Here is an 18773-nt window from a genome sequence, read left to right as displayed (position 1 = left end):
TCATCTACCCGGCTGCGACACGCCGGTCCTCAACTCACGGCCCGACTCGTACACACCTTGGTGGACGCAACCCGGCCGAAACCGGATGTTGCGGCTCTTCCGATGCTGTGTTCTACAGGCTTATGCTGCTGTGATGCGATGGCGCGCATGGGGGCTGCACGGCAACCCACTACCGACACATGCCGTGATCGCCTCTGCTGGAGAATTGCGAGCGCTGCCGGCTATCGGTCGCTGACCTGGTGTGTTCGTGTGACCACTAAAAACGAGGTGATCATCGGCAACGACCAGCTCCGCGGCCGGATCAAACTGAAGCTGTTGCAAGGCAGCTGGTTTGCTCACCTAGCAGGCGATTTCTCTCGGCCGCGACTAGCCACTGAGCCGGAGGTGTCCATTACCGATTATTGGATGCGTGCGGTGTACACCAGTGGCGGCTGGTGCACCGCCGCTACCATCGTGTTCCACCGTGACGCGCTGGCGCCGCCCACCGTAGATCAACGGCGGTTCACCAACCCACGGATCTACCACTGGGAATCGGTCGCTCCTCGAGCGAGCAGCATTGAAGTGCAGATACTCCTGGGCGAGACAGGTTTGCGACCGCCGGAGCAGCCAGGTGCGCTTGTGGATGTAATTCCGCTTGACTCAGGGACACAACTCGCGGCCGTGATACGCGGCGGCCGAACTGGCGCGCCCGACCAGGGAGGCGTCGACGAACTCAAAGCAGTCGAGTCCGGCCTGCGGGCGCGAACCCTCGCGTTTGGCTGGGAACACCCAGATCGCGCTATCCGAATAGTCGACTGGGGTTCTCCGACTTATTCCGGCTGACTTCGTCGCATACTTAAGCGGCGGCGGCGGCCTGCAGCATTGCCGCAGGCTTCTCGGCGTACTCCGCCCAGCGGGTCTCGACACCATCCGTGGCATAGCGAATAGTCGCCATCAACCACTTCACATACCTTGGGTATGAGATATATCGCAGGTATTTCCGGCGCAAGGGGGTGGGTACTTATCGAGATTGCAGCGTTGCAAGCTAACTTCAAAAGTGCCGCAACAGCATCTGGACGGATCAACTATGTCGACGTGGGCCACGGCCGGACCGCGGTCTTTGTTCACGGCCTTATCACCAACAGTCTCTTGTGGCGGCACGTAATCTCCGATGTCGCCCACGATCAGCGCCGATGCGTCGCGGCCGACCTGCCCGGACACGGACGCACCCCCCTGCAGACAAGCACGCCGATGTCTCACTGACCGGGCTGGCCCGACGAGTCATCGAACTTTGCGACCACTTGAACCTGAACCGGATAGACCTGGTCGCCAACGACACCGGCGGCGCGATGGCTCAGATCGTCGCAGCGCACCTGGGTGACCGACTGCTCACGTTAACCCTCACCAACTGCGACACCGAGGGCAACACCCCACCACTGATTTTCAAACCAGTGACCGTGGCCGCGCGCTTGGGACTGATTATCAAGATTGGGCCACATGTCGCCACGCGACGTCCCCTTATGCAGCGAGTTCTCGGCATCGGCTATCAACATCCGCGCCGCCTCCCCAGAGAGATCGTCGACGCCTACATCGAACCAGTTTTAGGCACGGCGGTGGCCGCACGCGCGCTCAGCCGCATAATTACCGCACTGTCCTCAACCGACCTCGCGGCGGTTCGACCTCACCTGAGTCAACTCACAGCACCCACTCTCATCGTGACCTGTTCCCGGTTCCCCGGACGGTTGGTGTTGGGTGTTCACGCGGCCGTGTTCGTGGTCGTGTGGTGTCTTTCGTAGTCGATGGGGCTGCGGTAGTCCAGGGCACTGTGGCGGCGCACCGGGTTGTAGAAGGCTTCGATGTATTCAAAGATTGCTGTGGCGAGCTCGGCGCGGGTGTTCCAGGTGCGGCGGTCGAGGAGCTCGATCTGCATAGAGCCGAAGAACGATTCGATCATCGCGTTATCGAACGCAGAAGCGACTCGCCCCATGGAGCCCAGCAGGCCGGCCTCGCGTAGCCGGTGGCCGAAAAGCCACGAGGTGTATTGAGTCCCACGGTCCGAATGGACCACTGTGCCAACGGGTTTGCGGCGTAGGCGGGCCATGTCCAGGGCGTCGGCGACCAGTTCGGTGCGGAGGTGATCTGCGATCGACCAGCCCACTACCCGGCGGGAGTACACGTCGAGCACGACCGCGGCGTATATCCAGCCTTCGCAGGTGCGGTGCTGGGTGATGTCGGTGACCCACAACCGGTCGGGACCTTCGGCGCGGAACTGCCGCTGAACCAGATCCGGCCACGATGCGGCCGCCGGCGGTTCCCGCCTCCAGCGGCGGCGATGAACGCCCTGCACGCCAACCAGTTTCATGCACCGCCACACCCGCTTATGGCTGACCTCAATCCCATGGCCGTGACGCAGCTCAGCCTGGATACGGCGCACCCCGTAGGTTTGACGCGACGCGGTGTGAATTGCGGTGATGGTGTTGGCCAGCTCGGCGTCGTGGCGGTCGCGATCGCAGGCCGGCCGAGTGCGCCATTCGTAATAGCCGGACGTCGACACCTGCAGGATCCGGCAGGTCAGCGCGACAGGGAAGCCCTGCGCAGCCAGCTCTTGGACCAGCCGGAACCCTATTTTGGGAGGATGTTGTCCCGGGCGAAGTAGGCGCTGGCCCGTTTGAGGATCTCCACTTCCATCTCCAGAACCCGCTTTTCTCGGCGCAGCCGCACCAGTTCAGCGCGCTCATCGCGGGTCAGGCCCTCTTTGTGGCCCTCCTCAACGTCGGCCAGATCCATCCATCGACGCAAACAGGACTCGCTGATCCCCAGATCTTTGGCAACCTTGGCGATCGGCTTCTCCCGCAGACGGGCCAACTCCACCGCACGACGGCGAAACTCCTCCGGATGAGCAGCAGGCATCTTCTCTCGGACTCCTTCCCTTGAGACGATCATCGCCTCAACCTCGGTGTCCGGGAAATCGGGAACAGGTCATCGTGTGGGGCACCGCAGACCCCCTCTTCATTACCAGATGGGCACACCGGTTGGCCCGCCTCATCCCGTCAACGGTTGGCATCCAGATGATCGACGGCGCCCGCATGCACTTTCCCGATGAATACGCACACCAGTTCATCCCTCTGCTCCGCCAACATTGGGCCACCGCCACCGCTTAACGCCAGCAGCACGGCGTGGCGTCAGACAGTGAGCAAAGTGCTATCCCCGACGCACTGTGACTGTCGAATGACCGAGCACGGCGAACTCCGCGACGGCACGATCGGCGCCTGCCTGAAGTGCGACCTGTGAGCGGTACGCGACCAAGCCTGGGACGCAGAATTGTTGGCGGGTTTGGGTAGTACCTGTTAGAGGGCTTCATGTGCCGGCTAGCCGGGGGAACAGCGCGCGCGAGTTGTCGGCCGGTGCCCCTCGTGCTGTTCGGTTGAGGTGTTGGGAGTCTTCGAGTCGCGAGTTGTCGGCCGGTGCCCCTCGTGCTGTTCGGTTGAGGTGTTGGGAGTCTTCGAGTCGCGAGTTGTCGGCCGGTGCCCCTCGTGCTGTTCGGTTGAGGTGTTGGGAGTGTTCGAGTTGTGCTGCTAGGCAACGTCATCCCGATTCGGGTATGCAAGGGTAGTCGCTGCCGTAGTGCTGGTGGGTTTGGTCGGCGACGGACAGCAGGGCGCCGAGTTGTTCGTCCACGGGTGCGCCGGCCAGGTCGTAGTGCATTTGGGAGAGGCTTGAGCGGATGCTGGGGCGATTGGGTGCGCCTGGGTTGGCAACAGCGCCAAAGAGATCGACGCGGGTGGCGATTACCGGCAGTGTGGCTGCGGCGTGGGACACTATGATTCGTAGGTTGGGGAAGTCGGCGAGGACGCGGGCGTGGATTAGATCGATGACTGTGCGGGTTGTTTGAGCTAGAAGCTCGAATGCCGGTGGGGCTAGCCGGGTTACGGGTGTGAGCACCAGCCAATTCGTCATCGAGACGTTCGAGGCATCCTGCAAAAACCCTCGCCGCACTAGTGATTGTGTTGCCTGCCAACGTATGTAACCAGTTGTTCTATCGCCGATAATTGGCCGGCATCGCTTTTCTCCACCCACACAACAACAACGGATGGGTCACTTGTCTCATGTTGTCCAGTTGACGCCTAACGTCCTGTGCCGAATCGCACGCCGATGGCGGTGAGTACGACGTTGACTGTAAACAGCGCAACCACGCACAGCACTACGGTCTCGTTGACGGCGGTGCCCAGCCCCTTGGAGCCGCCGCGGACAGTGAGCCCGCGGTAGCAGCCGACGAGGCCGGCGATCAGTCCGAACATCGCGGCTTTGACTGTCGCGATGACCACCTCGGGCAGGCCGGTGATAGTGGTTAGCGTGGCGAGATAGGCGCCGCCCGACACGTTCTGCAAGTAGACACCGAAGAGGTAGCCGCCTACTAGTCCGACGGTGACGACCAAGCCGTTGAGCAGTGTGGCGACGATGGTCGCGGCGATCACGCGAGGCAGGACGAGCCGGTGGATGGGGTCGATGCCGAGCACCTCCATGGCGTCGATCTCTTCACGGATAGTGCGCGCCCCTAGGTCGGCACAGATCGCCGTTGACCCGGCACCGGCTAGCACCAGCACAGTGACCTGTGGGCCAAGTTGGGTGACCGCGCCAATTGCTGCCCCGGCTCCGGACAGGTCGGCAGCGCCGAATTGGGCCAATAGAACGTTGAGCGTGAAGATCAGCAGCACCGTGAGCGGGATCGATACTGCCATGGCCGGCAAGAACGAAACGCGCATGAGAAACCAGCACTGGAAGATGAACTCGCGCCACTGGAACGGCCACCGGAACAGCACCTTTCCGGTCAGTACGCACATCCGAAAGAATCCGCCAACCATTGTCACCGGCGTCCGCAGTCGGTCCCGAACATAACCGGCCATGTCTGTCGATGACATCGTTATCACGGATCCTTCAGCGCAGCGATTCAATTCGGCTGGCGAGCATGGCTGTCCACTCGGCGATGTATTGCTCGTCGGCCATATCGGCTGCTGGCGCATGAAACACGGCGCTTGTCGTCCGCTTGCCGTGCAGTGCGTTGACCGCAATGGCGCCGATGGCCGCGGCGCCCTCGGGGTTGATTGTTGGAATCCAGCCCGTCACCCACCCGGCCAGTTCGGCATACAGCCCCTCGAACAACGCGGCGTAGGCACCGGTGAGTCGGGTCGACTGATCCAAGGGGAGGCGGGAGGCGATTTGGAGTAGCTGTGATTCCTCGTCGAGCACGGCCAGCACGTACCGGCCTAGCATGGTGAGTTCACTTCGCAGGTCACCGAGCCCGGAGAAAATCGCGCGGATGTCGCGCATGGCGTGGCGGCGGTCTAGTTGCCGGTCGATCCCGGCATCCAGCAGCGCTTCCTTGGATTTGAAGTGGTGGTAAAGCGCTCCTGAGCCCGGCGCCAAACCGGCGGCGGCCTCGATTTGCGCGACGCTGGTTGCGGTGTATCCCTGCTCACCAAACAGACGCATGGCCTCGGTGACCAGCCGTTCTCGTGTCGGCGTCTCCCGCATTGACCGCTCCCAAGTGCTCACTTAGTATAGCCAAGTGACTACTTTAACCGCTATGGTGGCGCGCCGCTAGGAGGTCTCGTGGCCGGAGAGGAAAGCTGGGTACCTCAGGGGAGGGTTCGGCGGACCATGCCGTTGGCGGGGTTCACTGCGCGCGCGGCAGGTGGACGGATGGTGGCGTCACTGAGGGAGAAGGCGGGGGACACCAGCGCTGTTGCGCGCTTTCATGAGCGCACCGCTGAGCGCTACGCAGAGCTGCTCGGGCACTCCAAGGGCGTGCTCATGAAAGCCGGCCAGTTGTTATCGATGGTGGATGCGAGTGCGGTCGGGAGCGGGGGCTTTTCGCCGTATCAGAAGGCGCTGGGCCGACTGCAGGCTGATGTGCCGCCGATGGATACCACCTTGGCGAAAGCAGTGCTCTACGCCGACCTTGGCCGTCCCGCTGAAGAATTGTTCGTCGAGTTCGCCGAGGAACCGATGGCGGCCGCGTCCATCGGACAGGTCCACCGCGCGGTGCTCCACGACGGCCGCCAGGTAGCAGTCAAGATTCAGTATCCCGGTGCAGCAGAGGCGATTAGCGCTGATCTGGTCAACACCGAATTGTTGGTCACGTTTTTCCGGATCGCCACCTCGGTGTCGCGTACCGCGATTCCTGATATCCGAAGTGCAACACGAGAAATCGCCACCCAAATCGCCGAAGAGCTCGACTACCGCCATGAAGCAGCTAACGTCACCACCTTCAGCGAGCTCTACCGCGACCATCCCTTCATCCGGATACCCGAGGTAATTTACGAGGCATCCGGAGACCGGGTACTGACCATGACCTACCTCGACGGACTTGATTGGGTCGCGGCGCAACAAGCCGACCAAGACCTCAAGAACAGCTGGGCAGAGGTGGTCCTACGGTTTAATGCGGGTTCCTTCCGGCACGCCAATCTGTTTCACGCCGACCCACACCCAGCCAACTGTCGCTTCGGAGTGGACGGGCGCGTCGGATTCGTCGACTTCGGTTGCGCCACGGTTGTACCCGAAAGCCAGCGCCAACACTTCCTTGGGATGGTGCGAGCGGCAATCGACGGACGCAAGCAAGACGTGCGCGACCGGATGGTCGAAGTTGGTCTCCTATCCAAGGACACCGCTCTTTCCGCGGACGACGCATATCAGTGGTACGTCGGGCTCGCCTATGAGTACCTCGCACCCCAGCCCGTCACGTTTACGCACGACACCACTAAGCGCGCAATTCAGGGCCTCATTGACGTCCGCTCCGCCGAGCACCCCGTTCGACGCATATCCATCCCCCACAACTTTGCCTTCTTTTCGCGAATCAACCTAATGGCCAATGCCATACTCGCCACACTTGAGGCCACCATCTCTGCTCGATCAATCTTGGACGACATGGACGGCGCCGCCGGGCCAACCACTCCGCTGGGCAAGCAGCACGACGCCTGGGTACGCCAGCGGGGCTTGCCCTACGGGCTGCAACTCCACGAACACCCTTAGCTCCGCAACACCGCGGCTGCCGTGGAGTGCCCGTGAACCCGCCTTTCGCGCCGATTCCTCGGCTGAGCGGTATGTCGGCGCATGCAATTCGACTCGACCGCACTGGTCAACGCCCGAACTTGACGACATCGCGGCGATGCGTTGTACCCGCGGACGCTGGCTAGATGTTCTGACCATGGACGTTGGTGACGGCGTGGCGTGGTGACATGGCGAAGACCTCCGAGTGAAGTGCAGCTGTCAAGGAACGCTTTCACTAACCGGGGGTCTCTGTCGACATGAACGATCATGAGCTGTTTAAGGTAGAGGACTTGGCGGAGATTCGCCGGCTTCGTCGACCGCCTTCAAGATAAGCACGCGCGCCCGCGGCATTCCCTGTGCGTCGACCGTCGAGATTGTCATCGCGTGCGGCTCTGGGACGCCAGCGTCGACCGCTTGTCGCAGCCACGCCACGAAGAGCGCAATCGGGTCGGAAGGAGCCGCATCGATTTCGAAACCAGCAGCGGTCCCCGACAAGACTGGTAGTGCTCGCAGATACGAACGGCCGCCGTCGCTATCCGACCATTGACCCGCGGACGCGACCGTGTCATTCACCGTTCGACCGTAGCCCGACGTGCATATGGAACTAACCCACCGTCTGTCTGACGCGGCGCTAGGAGATTCGCGCATAGCGGGTTGCAGGGGGTCGCGGCCGTGCGGCCCTTCGATACCGCTAATCCCGCACAAACACAAAGGTCACGAACGATTCCTAGTTCGTGACCTTTGTGCAGCGATTACCGAGAACCGCTCGTCGGTGGGCGAAGGGGGACTTGAACCCCCACGTCCCGAAGGACACTGGCACCTGAAGCCAGCGCGTCTGCCATTCCGCCACTCGCCCGAAACAACCGGAGGACCATATCACTGTAGTAGCCGCCGACCCCAACCGCTGCGGCCAGGTCACCCGCCCGGCCACGCGAAGATCTCCGAACCGCATCGGATGTGATTCTCAGGATTCTCAAGGTGCCGCTGCATCGTGGTGTCCCGATACGATGATTGGTTGACACGACACGCGGGCGAGTCGTTTGCCTTGCGCCGACAGACATAGTGAGGCGAGCGCTGATAGATGGGTAGCCAACGGGGGCTAGTTCAGCGCATCGAGCGCAAACTCGAAGCGACCGTGGGAGATGCGTTTGCCCGGATATTCGGCGGATCGATCGTCCCGCAAGAGGTCGAGACCGCGTTGCGCCGCGAAGCCGCCGATGGTGTCCGGTCCCTTCAGGGAAATCGCCTTTTGGCCCCCAACGAATACATCATTACCCTCAGTGTGCACGACTTCGAGGAGCTGGGCGCGGACCCGGATCTGACGTCAAGCGCTTTTGCTCGGTACTTGGCGGGCTATATCCAAGAACAGGGGTGGCAAACGTATGGTGAGGTTGTCGTCCGGTTCGAGCAGTCCTCGAACCTGCACACCGGCCAGTTCCGCGCCCGCGGGGCTGTCAACCCCGACGTCGAGACCCGCGCGACAAGCACCGATCCAGCCCGATCACAATCAAATCAACCGTTTGGCGCAGAACCAGGAGTACCACCGATGACTGACAATCCGAGCTACCGCGGTCAGGGGCAGGGTCGGCCCGACGAGTACTACGACGACCGCTACGCGCGTCCCCAAGACGACCCGCGCGGTGGCCCGGGGCCGCAGGGCGGTCCGGGTGGTTACCCCCCGGAAGGTGGCGGCTACCCGCCTCAGCAGGGATATCCGCCGCCCCGCTATGACCAGGGCGGATACGGCGACCAGGGCGGCTACGGCGGTCAATCGCAGGGCGGTTACCCGGCACAGGGCGGCTACCCCGAGCAAGGCGGCTACGGCAGCCAAGACCACAGCGGCTACCCGGAGCAAGGTGGCTACGGCAGCCAAGGACAGGGCGGTTACGGCGAGCAGGGCGGCTACGGCGGCCAGTCGCAGGGCGGCTACCCGCAGTCCTATGAGCAGCGTCCGCCGACGGCCCCGGCCGGTCCGCCCGGGGGCTACGGCGCCCAGGGCGGCGGATACGACCAGGGCTACGGCCAGGGCGGCGGGTACGGTGCACCGCCGGCCGGCGGCCAGCCCGGTTACGGCGGATACGGCGACTACGGGCGCGAGCCCGCCCGCCACGATGAAGGCGGCTACGCCTCCGCGGGCGCCCCACCGGCGCCGGCCGAACCGCAGCGGCCCTCCTACCCCGCCCAGGGTGGCGGTTACGACCAGGGCTACCAGCAAGGTGGCGGATACGGTCGCCAGGAGTACGGCGCAGGCGCCGGCGACTACACCCAGTACGCCGAGGCTCCGGCGGCCGGCGGCTACGCGCCTCAGGGCGGCTACGGCGAGCCGGCCCGCAGCGACTACGACTACGGCCAGCAGCCCGACTACGGTCAGCCCGACTACGGCCAGCAGCCTGACTATGGTCAGCCGGACTACGGCCAGGGCGGCTACGGCGCCTATGCGCAAGGCGGCTACGGGTCGGTCGGGACGACCGTCACCCTCCAGCTCGACGACGGCAGCGGCCGCACCTATCAGTTGCGCGACGGCTCCAACATCATCGGGCGCGGGCAGGACGCTCAGTTCCGCCTGCCGGACACCGGAGTGTCTCGCCGCCACTTGGAGATCCGCTGGGATGGCCAGGTCGCGCTGCTGACCGATCTCAACTCCACCAACGGCACCACCGTCAACAACGCGCCCGTTCAGGAGTGGCAGTTGGCCGACGGCGACGTGATCCGTCTGGGCCACTCGGAGATCATCGTCCGCATCCACTGACGCGCCGCACTCGAAGCTGCGAGCATCGCACCGCCTCGACCACCGTCTGAGTATCGTGACCTTGCTGATGTGCTCGGCATCACGGGCGCTGGGTGGGGCAACGCCAAGGACGGAAAGGACGCCAGATGCAGGGGTTGGTACTGCAACTGACGCGTGCCGGCTTTTTAATGCTGTTATGGCTATTCATCTGGTCCGTCCTACGCATCCTGCGCACCGACATCTACGCGCCGACCGGCGCCGTCATGGTGCGCCGCGGGTTGGCGCTGCGCGGCACCCTGCTGCCGTCGCGGCAACGCAGGGACACCGCGCGCTACCTGGTGGTGACCGAAGGGGCGCTGACCGGCGCCCGCATCACGCTGAGTGGGCAGCCGGTGCTGATCGGACGTGCTGACGACTCGACGCTGGTGTTGACTGACGACTACGCCTCGACGCGACATGCCCGGCTGTCCAAGCGCGGCTCGGAATGGTATGTCGAAGACCTAGGATCGACCAACGGCACTTACCTTGACAGGGCGAAGGTGACCACTGCGGTACGAGTTCCAATCGGAACGCCGGTTCGGATCGGCAAGACGGCGATCGAGTTGCGCCCGTGACCCGCGCTTACGTCGATGATGCCGGTGTACCCGGCGTCGCGGGGGCATCTCCCGTTCGTGGGGGAGAGTCGCGCCCGTGACTTTGGTCCTGCGGTATGCCGCCCGGAGTGATCGCGGCCTGGTACGCGCCAACAACGAAGACTCGGTCTACGCCGGTGCCCGATTGCTGGCGCTGGCCGACGGCATGGGCGGGCACGCCGCCGGCGAGGTGGCCTCGCAGTTGGTCATCGCTGCGCTGGCCCACCTGGACGACGACGAGCCCGGTGGTGACCTGCTGGCCAAGCTCGACGCCGCGGTGCGGGCCGGGAACTCGGCGATCGCCGCGCAGGTCGAGGCCGAGCCCGATCTGGAGGGCATGGGCACCACGCTCACCGCGATCCTGTTCGCCGGCAACCGGCTGGGCTTGGTCCACATCGGAGACTCGCGCGGCTACCTGCTGCGCGACGGTGAGCTGACGCAGATCACCAAAGACGACACGTTCGTCCAGACGCTGGTCGACGAGGGCCGGATCACGGCGGAGGAGGCGCACAGCCACCCGCAGCGGTCGCTGATCATGCGGGCGCTGACCGGTCATGAGGTCGAGCCGACACTGACAATGCGGGAAGTGCGGGCCGGGGACCGCTACCTGCTGTGCTCGGATGGATTGTCCGATCCGGTCAGCGACGAGACCATCCACGAGGCCCTGCAGATACCCGACGTCGCCGAAAGTGCCTACCGGCTCATCGAATTGGCGCTGCGCGGTGGGGGACCGGACAACGTGACCGTCGTCGTCGCCGACGTGGTGGACTACGAGTACGGCCAAACCCAGCCGATTCTGGCCGGAGCGGTGTCCGGCGACGAAGACCAGATGACCCTGCCCAACACCGCCGCGGGCCGCGCCTCCGCGATCACCCCCCGCAAGGAAGCCGCCAAACGCGTTGCGCCGCAACAAGAGGTGGCCGCTACCCGACCGAAGTGGTCGCGGCGGCGGCTGGCGTTGATCGTCACGCTGCTGGTGCTGCTGGTGTTGGCCGGATTGGCCATCGGACGCGCGGTGATCCGCAACAACTACTACGTCGCCGAAGAGCACGGCGTCGTCTCCATCATGCGGGGAATCCAGGGCTCGCTGTTGGGGATGTCGCTGCACGAGCCCTATCGCGTCGGCTGCCTGGATAACCGCAACCAGCTCATCGTGGCCGACTACGGGCAGACCGGCGGGCACAGCGACTGCCGCCAGATGAAGCTGCAGGACTTGCGGGCACCAGAGCGCGCACAGGTGCAGGCCGGGCTCCCCTCCGGCACCTTCGAGGACGCCCAGCGACAGCTTCGGGATTTGGCGGCGAATTCCCTGCTGCCGCCCTGCCCGGCCCCCCGCGCCACCTCGCCGCCGGAGCCGTCGGCGCCGTCGACCAACAGCAGCGGCACGCCCGAGCCATCCACTCCGCAGCCGCCCGTCCCCGTCACGCCCCCTTCCACCACCGCGTCCAGCGCGACGCCGAGCCCAACCAGCGCTTCTCCGGCGGCCCCAGCGACGCCGTCGACGACGTCACCGAGCAGTTCTCCAACGGTGACCGCGCTCCCGTCACCTCCACCGCAGCCGGGCATTGATTGCCGGGCGGTGGCATGACCACACAGCTCCAACCGCCCGTGGCGGTGACACCGCCTTTACCGACCCGCCGTAACGCCGAGTTGCTGCTGCTGATCTTCGCTACGGCGATCACGGTCGCCGCGCTGCTGATCGTGGAGGCCAACCAAGAGCGGGGTCTGCACTGGGACCTGACCAGCTACGGGCTGGCGTTCCTGACGCTGTTCGTGTTCGCGCACTTGGCGATCCGGCGCTTTGCCCCCTACACCGACCCGCTGCTGCTGCCGGTGGTGGCGCTGCTCAACGGTCTTGGTCTGGTGATGATTCACCGCCTGGACTTGGTAGACCGGCAAGTCGGGCGACACGGGCACCCCAGCGCCAACCAGCAGATGCTGTGGACGATGGTGGGGGTCATCGCCTTCGCCTTGGTGGTGACCTTTTTGCGGGACCACCGGCAGCTGGCCCGCTACGGCTACATCTGCGGCCTGACCGGTTTGATCTTCTTGGCGATTCCCGCGCTGCTGCCGCGGTCGATGTCCGAACAGAACGGCGCCAAGATCTGGATTCGCTTGCCCGGCTTCTCAATTCAGCCCGCGGAGTTCTCGAAGATTCTGCTGCTGATCTTCTTCTCAGCCGTTCTGGTCGCCAAGCGCGGCCTGTTCACCAGCGTCGGCAAGCACCTGATGGGCATGACGCTGCCGCGGCCGCGCGACCTGGCGCCGGTGTTGGCGGCATGGGTGATCTCGATCGGCGTCATGGTGTTCGAAAAGGACCTGGGCACTTCGCTGCTGTTGTACGCGTCGTTTCTGGTGGTGGTGTACCTGGCCACGCAGCGGTTCAGCTGGGTGGTCCTTGGCCTGCTGCTGTTCGCAGCGGGAAGCGTTGTGGCGTATTTCCTTTTCAGCCACGTCCGGGTCCGTGTGCAGACCTGGCTGGATCCGTTCGCCGATCCCGAGGGCACCGGATACCAGATGGTGCAGTCGCTGTTCAGCTTTGCTACCGGCGGCATCTTCGGAACCGGGCTCGGTAATGGTCAGCCCGACACCGTGCCGGCCGCGTCGACCGACTTCATCATCGCCGCGTTCGGCGAAGAGCTGGGGTTGGTCGGGCTGGCCAGCATTCTGATGCTGTACACGATTGTCATCGTGCGGGGTATGCGCACGGCGATCGCCACCCGGGACAGCTTCGGCAAGCTGCTGGCCGCCGGTCTGGCCTCGACCCTGGCCATCCAGCTGTTCATCGTGGTGGGCGGGGTCACCCGGCTCATCCCGTTGACCGGGTTGACCACCCCGTGGATTTCCTACGGCGGTTCGTCGCTGCTGGCCAACTACGTGCTGCTGGCCGTCCTGGCCCGCATCTCGCACAGTGCCCGGCGCCCGTTGCACACCAAAGCACGTAATACGTCGCCGATCGCGGCGGCCGGCACTGAGGTGATTCAGAAGGTATGAACGCCTCGCTGCGCCGGATCTCGATGACCGTGATGGCGTTGATCGTGCTGCTGCTGCTCAACGCCACCTACACCCAGGTCTTCACCGCCGACGGATTGCGTGCCGATCCCCGCAACCAACGGGTCCTGCTCGACGAGTACTCCCGGCAGCGGGGACAGATCACCGCGCGCGGGCAGTTGCTGGCCTATTCGGTGGCCACCGACGGCCGCTTCCGGTTCCTGCGCGTCTACCCCAATCCGGCGGTGTACGCGCCCATCACCGGCTTCTACTCTCTGCGCTACTCCAGCAGCGGCCTGGAGCGGGCCGAGGACCCGCTGTTGAACGGGTCCGACGAGCGCCTGTTCGGCCGCCGGCTGGCGGACTTCTTCACCGGCCGCGACCCGCGCGGCGGCAACGTGGACACCACCATCAACCCGCGCGTGCAGCAGGCCGGGTGGGACGCGATGCAGCAGGGTTGCGGCGGGTCGCCCTGCAAAGGTGCGGTCGTCGCGATCGAGCCGTCCACCGGGAAGATCCTGGCGCTGGTGTCGTCGCCGTCGTTCGACCCAAACCTGCTGGCGTCCCATAACTCCGACGTGCAGGCCCAAGAGTGGCAGCAGCTGCGCGACGATCCGGAAACGCCGCTGACCAACCGCGCCATCTCCGAGACGTACCCGCCCGGGTCCACCTTCAAGGTCATCACCACCGCGGCCGCGCTGGCCGCCGGTGCCAACGAGAACGAGCAGCTGACCGCGGCGGCCAGCATCCCGCTGCCCAACAGCACCGCGACGTTGGAAAACTACGGCGGCACCCCGTGCGGACCCAACCAGACCGTGCCGCTGACCGAAGCGTTCGCCAAGTCCTGCAACACCGCGTTCGTCCAGCTCGGCATCCTCACCGGCGCCGACGCGCTGCGCAGCATGGCGCAGGCCTTCGGGCTGGACAGCACGCCGAACGCGATCCCGCTGCAAGTCGCCGAATCGACCGTCGGGCCCATCCCGGACAGTGCCGCGTTGGGCATGACGAGCATCGGTCAGAAGGACGTGGCGCTTACGCCGCTGCAGAACGCCGAAGTCGCGGCGACCATCGCCAACGGCGGCATCACCATGCGGCCGTACCTGATCGACAGCCTGAAAGGGCCGGACCTGGCCAATATCAACACCACAACCCCGTATCAGCAACGCCGCGCGGTGTCGCCGCAGGTCGCCGCTAAGCTAACAGAGCTGATGATCGGCGCCGAGAAAGTCGCACAGCAGAAAGGGGCCATCCCCGGCGTGCAGATCGCGTCCAAGACTGGTACCGCAGAGCACGGCACCGACCCTCGCCACACCCCACCGCACGCGTGGTACATCGCCTTTGCGCCTGCTCAGGCCCCGAAGGTTGCCATCGCCGTGCTGGTGGAAAACGGTGGCGATCGCCTGTCGGCGACCGGGGGTGCGCTCGCCGCGCCGATTGGGCGTGCCGTAATCGAAGCCGCACTACAGGGAGGACCATGAGCCCGAGAGTTGGTGTGACGCTGTCTGGCCGGTATCGCCTGCAGCGCCTCATCGCCACCGGCGGCATGGGCCAGGTGTGGGAGGCGGTGGATAGCCGGTTGGGCCGGCGGGTCGCGGTCAAGGTGCTCAAGCAGGAGTTCTCCCAGGACCCGGAGTTCATCGAGCGGTTCCGCGCCGAGGCGCGCACCACCGCGATGCTCAACCATCCCGGCATCGCCCAGGTGCACGACTACGGCGAGAGCCAGCTCGACGGCGAAGGCCGGACCGCCTACCTGGTGATGGAGCTGGTCAACGGCGAGCCGCTGAACTCGGTACTCAAACGCACCGGCCGGCTGTCGTTACGCCACGCACTGGACATGCTCGAGCAGACCGGCCGCGCGCTGCAGGTCGCCCACGCCGCCGGCTTGGTGCACCGCGATGTCAAGCCGGGCAACATCATGATCACCCCCACCGGCCAGGTGAAGATCACCGACTTCGGTATCGCCAAGGCCGTCGACGCGGCGCCGGTGACCCAGACCGGCATGGTGATGGGCACCGCCCAATACATCGCGCCCGAGCAGGCGCTCGGTCATGAGGCGACGCCCGCCAGCGACGTGTACGCCCTGGGTGTCGTTGGCTACGAAGTGGTTTCGGGCAAGCGCCCGTTCACCGGTGACGGCGCGCTGACGGTGGCGATGAAGCACATCAAGGAGCCGCCCCCGCCGCTGCCGCCCGAGTTGCCGCCCAACGTCCGGGAGCTCATCGAGATCACGCTGGTCAAGAACCCCAGTCAGCGCTACCGCAGCGGCGGACCGTTCGCCGACGCGGTTGCCGCGGTCCGGGCGGGCCGACGGCCGCCCCGGCCCAGCGCAACACCCCCGGCGGGCCGGGCCGCGCCGGCCGCGATTCCCTCGGCCACACCGGCCCGGATCGCGCCGGCCACGTCGGCCCGCACCGCTGCGCCCCGCCGATCGCGCCCGGCCAGTGGCGGGCATCGTCCGCCGCCGGCGCGCCGGACCTTCTCGTCGGGACAGCGTGCGCTGCTGTGGGCAGCCGGGGTGCTCGGCGCGCTGGCCATCATCATCGCGGTGCTGATCGTCATCAATTCCCGGGGCCAGCAGGACGGAACGCCGACGGTGACCCAAACCCCGCCGGCTGGCCAGACCCCGGCCGGTCAGGGGCTGAGCCCGAATTGGACTGGAAGCCCACACATAGGGGATTCTGGGGCGCAGAGCAACTTGCCCGGATCCCTTCGAGTCGACGACGTGGGCTTCGTCGGCTCGAGCAGGAGCCGGGCAATCGAGACAAGCTGGGCCGTCCCGACGACGCCGCCTCACCGCGCGTCCTCGGCCCGATACGAGAAACGGTAATGACCACCCCTCGGCATCTGTCCGATCGATATGAACTTGGCGACATCCTCGGTTTCGGCGGGATGTCCGAGGTTCATCTGGCCCGCGACCTCCGGCTGCATCGTGACGTCGCGGTCAAGGTGCTGCGCGCCGACTTGGCCCGCGACCCCAGCTTCTACCTCCGCTTCCGCCGCGAGGCGCAAAACGCTGCTGCGCTGAATCATCCGGCGATCGTCGCGGTTTACGACACCGGCGAAGCCGAGACGCCGGCGGGCCCGCTGCCCTACATCGTCATGGAGTACGTCGACGGCGTCACCCTGCGCGACATCGTGCACACCGAGGGGCCGATGACGCCCAAGCGCGCCATCGAGGTCATCGCCGACGCGTGCCAGGCCCTGAACTTCAGCCACCAAAACGGCATCATCCACCGCGACGTCAAGCCGGCCAACATCATGATCAGCAACACCAACGCGGTCAAGGTGATGGACTTCGGCATCGCCCGCGCGATCGCCGACGGCGGCAACAGCGTGACCCAGACCGCAGCCGTGATCGGCACGGCGCAGTACCTGTCGCCCGAGCAGGCCCGCGGCGACTCTGTCGACGCCCGCTCCGACGTGTACTCGCTGGGCTGCGTGTTGTACGAGATGTTGACCGGCGAGCCGCCGTTCACCGGCGACTCCCCGGTGTCGGTGGCCTACCAGCATGTCCGGGAAGACCCGATCCCGCCCTCGGAGCGGCATGAGGGCATTTCTGCCGAACTCGACGCCGTCGTGCTCAAGGCGCTGGCCAAGAACCCGGAGAACCGCTACCAGACCGCCGCCGAGATGCGCGCCGACCTGGTCCGCGTGCACAACGGCGAGGCGCCCGAGGCGCCCAAGGTGCTTACCGGCGCCGAGCGTCGGTCGCTGCTGACGTCGTCCGGGGCCGGCGGGGGAGGACCGCGCACCGATCCGCTACCGCGCCAGCCCTACGACGTCGCCGACCGCGACCGCAGCAATGGCGGTTCGGTGGGCCGGTGGGTCGCCGTCGTCGCGGTGTTGGCGGTGCTGACCATCGTGGTCACCATCGCGATCAACACCTTCGGCGGCGACACCCGCAGCGTCCAGGTCCCCGAGGTGCGCGGTCAAGCATCCGCCGACGCCATCGCCGCGCTGCAGAACAAGGGCTTCAAGACCAGAACGCAGCAGAAACCGGACTCGACGATCCCGCCGGACCACGTGATCAGCACCGACCCCACCGCCAACTCGTCGGTGGCCGCCGGTGACGAGATCACCATCAACGTCTCCACCGGACCCGAGCAGCGCGAAGTGCCCGACGTGTCGTCGCTGAGCTACGCCGACGCGGTAACCAAGCTCAAGGCGGCGGGCTTCAGCAAGTTCAAGCAGACCACCTCGCCGTCAACGCCGGAACTGGCCGGCAAGGTCGTGGGCACCAACCCGCCGGCCAACCAGACCTCGGCGATCACCAACGTGATCACGATTGTCGTGGGCTCGGGACCGGAGACCAAGCAGGTTCCCGACGTCACCGGTCAGATGGTCGACCTGGCGCAGAAAAACCTGACCGTGTACGGGTTCAGCAAGTTCAGTCAGTCCCAGGTGGACAGCACCCTGCCGGCGGGCGAGGTGATCGGCACCAATCCGCCCAAGGGCCAGACCGTTCCGCTGGACTCGGTGATCGACCTGCAAGTGTCGCGGGGCAACCAGTTCGTAATGCCCGATCTGACCGGCATGTACTGGACCGACGCCGAGCCGCGGCTACGAGCGCTGGGCTGGACCGGCGTGCTGGACAAGGGAGCCGACGTCGACGCCGGCGGCAACCAGCACAACCGGATCGTCTATCAGAACCCGCCCGCTGGAACCGGTGTCAATCGAGAAGGCCTGATCACGCTGAAGTTCGGTCAGTAGCCGGCGGGAAGTGCGGCCGGATCGCGGTCTGTACCTCGTTCTCCAGCCGGCGCACCAGCGTGTCGTCGCGGACCCAGCCGCAGTAGTCCAGCCAGTTGGCCAACATCCGATGCCCGCCCTCGGTGAGGATCGACTCGGGGTGGAATTGCACGCCGTGGATCGGAAGCTGGGTGTGCTGCACGCCCATGATGACGCCGCTGCGGGTTTGGGCGGTGACCTCCAGTTCGGCCGGTAGCGAGTCCGGCAGGATGGTCAGCGAGTGGTAGCGGGTCGCCGTGAAGGGATCCGGAAGTCCTTGCAGCACACCGACATTGCCGTGCAGCACGCTGCTGGTCTTGCCGTGCAGCAATTCCGGAGCGCGATCCACGGTCGCACCGAACGCGACGCCGATCGCCTGGTGTCCCAAGCACACGCCGAGTAGCGGGGTGTGCGCCGCGGCGCAGGCCCGCACCAGGGGGATCGAGGCGCCGGCACGTTCGGGTGTTCCCGGGCCGGGGCTGAGCAGCACACCGTCGAACTGGTCGGCGATGGCAGGCTCATCGGAGAGCCGGGGGTCGTCGTTGCGCCACACTTCGGCCTCGACGCCCAGCTGGCCCAGGTACTGCACCAGGTTGAACACGAAGCTGTCGTAGTTGTCGACGACCAGGATCCGCACCGTGACAGGGTACCGTCCGAGCGCGCCGCCG

At 65.5% G+C, this 18773-nt stretch carries 17 protein-coding genes, 1 tRNA gene and 1 pseudogene; 11 read left to right on the top strand and 8 right to left on the bottom strand.

Going from position 1 to position 18773, the window contains the following annotated elements; all coding sequences use genetic code 11:
• Positions 1-267: 267 nt before the first annotated feature.
• The 3 genes from I2456_RS00190 (at position 268) to I2456_RS00180 (ending at position 1775) form a co-directional block, all read left to right on the top strand.
• Entirely contained in the window at positions 268-822 is a 555-nt protein-coding gene (locus I2456_RS00190; RefSeq protein ID WP_163703882.1) for a hypothetical protein, read from the top strand.
• A 135-nt stretch (positions 823-957) separates the two neighbouring features.
• Positions 958-1242 carry an alpha/beta fold hydrolase gene (locus I2456_RS29070; RefSeq protein ID WP_139823181.1) on the top strand — a complete coding sequence of 95 codons (285 nt, stop codon included), beginning with the start codon at positions 958-960 and terminating at the stop codon, positions 1240-1242.
• A 38-nt stretch (positions 1243-1280) separates the two neighbouring features.
• Complete coding sequence (locus I2456_RS00180; RefSeq protein ID WP_085074429.1) at positions 1281-1775, top strand: hypothetical protein; 495 nt, start codon at positions 1281-1283, stop codon at positions 1773-1775.
• On the opposite strand, the gene I2456_RS00175 is transcribed toward I2456_RS00180, so the two are convergent.
• The 5 genes from I2456_RS00175 to I2456_RS00160 all read right to left on the bottom strand — a co-directional run bounded on the left by I2456_RS00175 (position 1736) and on the right by I2456_RS00160 (position 5511).
• Positions 1736-2581, bottom strand: coding sequence for an IS3 family transposase (locus I2456_RS00175; RefSeq protein WP_420873173.1), 846 nt, complete (start codon positions 2579-2581; stop codon positions 1736-1738). The genes I2456_RS00180 and I2456_RS00175 overlap by 40 nt on opposite strands.
• Before the next feature lie 20 nt (positions 2582-2601).
• Positions 2602-2889, bottom strand: coding sequence for a transposase (locus I2456_RS29065; protein WP_163703934.1), 288 nt, complete (start codon positions 2887-2889; stop codon positions 2602-2604).
• 675 nt (positions 2890-3564) lie between these two features.
• Entirely contained in the window at positions 3565-3936 is a 372-nt protein-coding gene (locus I2456_RS29275) for an amidohydrolase family protein (RefSeq protein WP_139823061.1), read from the bottom strand.
• A gap of 167 nt (positions 3937-4103) precedes the next feature.
• Complete coding sequence (locus I2456_RS00165) at positions 4104-4898, bottom strand: MlaE family ABC transporter permease (protein ID WP_085073253.1); 795 nt, start codon at positions 4896-4898, stop codon at positions 4104-4106.
• 16 nt (positions 4899-4914) lie between these two features.
• The gene (locus I2456_RS00160) at positions 4915-5511 is read right to left on the bottom strand and encodes a TetR/AcrR family transcriptional regulator (RefSeq protein ID WP_085073254.1); all 597 of its coding nucleotides are present in this window, start codon (positions 5509-5511) and stop codon (positions 4915-4917) included.
• Between the two features lie 126 nt (positions 5512-5637).
• Here I2456_RS00160 and I2456_RS00155 point away from each other — a divergent pair, with 126 nt between their 5' ends.
• Positions 5638-7008 (top strand): ABC1 kinase family protein, encoded by a 1371-nt coding sequence (locus I2456_RS00155; RefSeq protein WP_085073255.1) that lies wholly within the window; start codon positions 5638-5640, stop codon positions 7006-7008.
• A gap of 321 nt (positions 7009-7329) precedes the next feature.
• Here I2456_RS00155 and I2456_RS28255 read toward each other — a convergent pair.
• Positions 7330-7599 (bottom strand): annotated as a pseudogene (locus I2456_RS28255) (pyridoxamine 5'-phosphate oxidase); the annotation flags it as partial.
• Positions 7600-7799: 200 nt separating this feature from the next.
• Positions 7800-7882: transfer RNA gene (locus I2456_RS00150), tRNA-Leu, on the bottom strand.
• A 225-nt stretch (positions 7883-8107) separates the two neighbouring features.
• On the opposite strand from I2456_RS00150, the gene I2456_RS00145 reads away from it, so the two are divergent.
• The 7 genes from I2456_RS00145 to pknB all read left to right on the top strand — a co-directional run bounded on the left by I2456_RS00145 (position 8108) and on the right by pknB (position 18087).
• Positions 8108-9775, top strand: a complete 1668-nt coding sequence (locus I2456_RS00145) for a DUF3662 and FHA domain-containing protein (protein WP_085073256.1) — start codon at positions 8108-8110, stop codon at positions 9773-9775.
• A 125-nt stretch (positions 9776-9900) separates the two neighbouring features.
• On the top strand, positions 9901-10368 hold the full coding sequence (locus I2456_RS00140) for an FHA domain-containing protein FhaB/FipA (RefSeq protein WP_068024047.1): 468 nt from the start codon (positions 9901-9903) through the stop codon (positions 10366-10368).
• Between the two features lie 76 nt (positions 10369-10444).
• Positions 10445-11974: a PP2C family protein-serine/threonine phosphatase gene (locus tag I2456_RS00135; protein WP_085073257.1), complete on the top strand. Its 1530-nt coding sequence runs from the start codon at positions 10445-10447 to the stop codon at positions 11972-11974.
• Positions 11971-13380, top strand: a complete 1410-nt coding sequence (locus I2456_RS00130; RefSeq protein ID WP_068024040.1) for an FtsW/RodA/SpoVE family cell cycle protein — start codon at positions 11971-11973, stop codon at positions 13378-13380. Before I2456_RS00135 ends, I2456_RS00130 begins: the two co-directional genes overlap by 4 nt.
• Positions 13377-14855, top strand: coding sequence for a D,D-transpeptidase PbpA (pbpA, locus tag I2456_RS00125; protein ID WP_068159487.1), 1479 nt, complete (start codon positions 13377-13379; stop codon positions 14853-14855). The genes I2456_RS00130 and pbpA overlap by 4 nt, the downstream gene beginning before the upstream one ends.
• Positions 14852-16204, top strand: coding sequence for a serine/threonine-protein kinase (locus I2456_RS00120; protein ID WP_085073258.1), 1353 nt, complete (start codon positions 14852-14854; stop codon positions 16202-16204). Before pbpA ends, I2456_RS00120 begins: the two co-directional genes overlap by 4 nt.
• Positions 16204-18087: a Stk1 family PASTA domain-containing Ser/Thr kinase gene (gene pknB / locus I2456_RS00115; protein ID WP_068024031.1), complete on the top strand. Its 1884-nt coding sequence runs from the start codon at positions 16204-16206 to the stop codon at positions 18085-18087. Before I2456_RS00120 ends, pknB begins: the two co-directional genes overlap by 1 nt.
• On the opposite strand, the gene I2456_RS00110 is transcribed toward pknB, so the two are convergent.
• Positions 18065-18742 (bottom strand): aminodeoxychorismate/anthranilate synthase component II, encoded by a 678-nt coding sequence (locus I2456_RS00110; RefSeq protein ID WP_068024029.1) that lies wholly within the window; start codon positions 18740-18742, stop codon positions 18065-18067. The genes pknB and I2456_RS00110 overlap by 23 nt on opposite strands.
• Positions 18743-18773: the final 31 nt, after the last annotated feature.

It is taken from the genome of Mycobacterium kubicae (assembly GCF_015689175.1).
Taxonomy (GTDB): Bacteria; Actinomycetota; Actinomycetes; order Mycobacteriales; family Mycobacteriaceae; genus Mycobacterium; species Mycobacterium kubicae.
Note: the sequence above shows the minus strand (reverse complement) of the source record. Positions and strands in the feature narration are given on the sequence as shown.

Bases quoted from the DNA above. Each gene is read 5' to 3' on its own strand.
- I2456_RS00160 (WP_085073254.1), bottom strand. From the start codon at position 5,511: ATGCGGGAGACGCCGACACGAGAACGGCTGGTCACCGAGGCCATGCGT.
- I2456_RS00145 (WP_085073256.1), top strand. From the start codon at position 8,108: ATGGGTAGCCAACGGGGGCTAGTTCAGCGCATCGAGCGCAAACTCGAA.
- I2456_RS00155 (WP_085073255.1), top strand. From the start codon at position 5,638: ATGCCGTTGGCGGGGTTCACTGCGCGCGCGGCAGGTGGACGGATGGTG.
- I2456_RS29065 (WP_163703934.1), bottom strand. From the start codon at position 2,889: ATGCCTGCTGCTCATCCGGAGGAGTTTCGCCGTCGTGCGGTGGAGTTG.
- I2456_RS00120 (WP_085073258.1), top strand. From the start codon at position 14,852: ATGAGCCCGAGAGTTGGTGTGACGCTGTCTGGCCGGTATCGCCTGCAG.
- I2456_RS29275 (WP_139823061.1), bottom strand. From the start codon at position 3,936: ATGACGAATTGGCTGGTGCTCACACCCGTAACCCGGCTAGCCCCACCG.
- pbpA (WP_068159487.1), top strand. From the start codon at position 13,377: ATGAACGCCTCGCTGCGCCGGATCTCGATGACCGTGATGGCGTTGATC.
- pknB (WP_068024031.1), top strand. From the start codon at position 16,204: ATGACCACCCCTCGGCATCTGTCCGATCGATATGAACTTGGCGACATC.
- I2456_RS29070 (WP_139823181.1), top strand. From the start codon at position 958: ATGAGATATATCGCAGGTATTTCCGGCGCAAGGGGGTGGGTACTTATC.
- I2456_RS00140 (WP_068024047.1), top strand. From the start codon at position 9,901: ATGCAGGGGTTGGTACTGCAACTGACGCGTGCCGGCTTTTTAATGCTG.
- I2456_RS00130 (WP_068024040.1), top strand. From the start codon at position 11,971: ATGACCACACAGCTCCAACCGCCCGTGGCGGTGACACCGCCTTTACCG.
- I2456_RS00165 (WP_085073253.1), bottom strand. From the start codon at position 4,898: ATGTCATCGACAGACATGGCCGGTTATGTTCGGGACCGACTGCGGACG.